2 protein-coding genes are annotated in these 1195 nt (G+C 67.4%); both read right to left on the bottom strand.

Annotation, left to right across the window (positions count from 1 at the left end):
- Positions 1–123: 123 nt before the first annotated feature.
- Positions 124–639, bottom strand: a complete 516-nt coding sequence (locus ABZ281_RS50010) for a flavin reductase family protein (RefSeq protein WP_356665550.1) — start codon at positions 637–639, stop codon at positions 124–126.
- A 68-nt stretch (positions 640–707) separates the two neighbouring features.
- Positions 708–1157, bottom strand: coding sequence for a phosphopantetheine-binding protein (locus ABZ281_RS50005; RefSeq protein WP_356665548.1), 450 nt, complete (start codon positions 1155–1157; stop codon positions 708–710).
- Between the last annotated feature and the right edge of the window lie 38 nt (positions 1158–1195).

The following is a 1195-nucleotide window of genomic DNA, read 5'->3' as shown; positions in this document are numbered from 1 at the left end:
CAACCTCGCCAAGCGTATAACGGACGAGACCACCCCAACCTGGCGAGGAACCTACTAGGGCGTAAGGGGCATCTCGTCTAGATCAAACGCCCTCTGAAACAGCAGCGAGGTTAATGATCAAGCTCAGGAAGCGAGCGGGGTGTGGGTACCGAAGGAGCGTTGGTGGTATGTGAGGGGGCTGGAGTCCACCGGGGGTACCTCGCCCGGTTCGGCCGAGACGACCTGGGCGAGCAGGACGGTGTGGTCTCCGGCGAGGACGTAGTCGTCGGCCTCGGCGGCGATCCAGGCCGCCGAGCCCGGCAGGCGGGGCCGGTCCTGGCTCGGCGACCAGGTCACGCCGTTGAACTTGTCCGGTCCGGAACGGGCAAAGGTGGTGGCGAGATCCGCCTGGTGAGCACCCAGGATGTTGAGACCGAAGCGTCCGGTGCGGCGGATGACCTCCAGCAGCCGGGAGCGGTTGTCCAGGCACACCAGCACCATCGGGGGCGTTAGGGACAGTGAGCCGAAGGCGCTGACCGTGGTGCCGTGCGGGCGGGGGCCGTCCATCGCGGTAACCACGGCGACCGGGGTGGCGACGGTGGCCATGGCGTCGCGGAACGCTTGCGGGGTGATGGTGCCGGGTGGCTGGGGAGTTGGCATGACCGGGCCGTTTCTGTGACGGAGGGGTAGAGGGCATCGACGTCCCGGTGACCGGCACACGCAAGAGCTCAAGGGCGGTTGATCAGGTAATGGGCCATGCCGGCGACGGTGGGCGACTCAAAGAGGGAGCGGATGTCAAGGTCGATGCCGAAGACCGAGCGGATGCGCTTGGTGAGCCGGATGCTCAGGAGCGAATCCCCGCCCACGCGGTAGAAGTTGTCGTGGATGCCGATCCCGGGAAGGCCGAGCACCTCCGCGAACAGGGCGCGCAGGAGTTCCTCCTGCGGGGTGCGCGGGGCGGCGGAGGTGGTGCGCGGGAGTGGGTCCGGGAGCGCCCTGCGGTCGAGCTTGCCGCTCGGTGACAGCGGCAGCGCGTCGAGCACCGTGAACGTCGACGGGATCATGTGCTCCGGGAGGTGCCGTGCCGCGTCCCGGCGGACCTCCTCCGCGAACAGGTCCGGGCCGGTCGTGTCCCTGTGTCCCGCGCTGTGTCCCTTCCTGTGTCCTAGGTAGTGCACATGTGAAAGTGCAGGTCAAGGCGTGTTTTTAAGATCCC

This window comes from Streptomyces sp. NPDC006265, from assembly GCF_040613555.1.
Lineage (GTDB): Bacteria > Actinomycetota > Actinomycetes > Streptomycetales > Streptomycetaceae > Streptomyces.
Note: the sequence above shows the minus strand (reverse complement) of the source record. Positions and strands in the feature narration are given on the sequence as shown.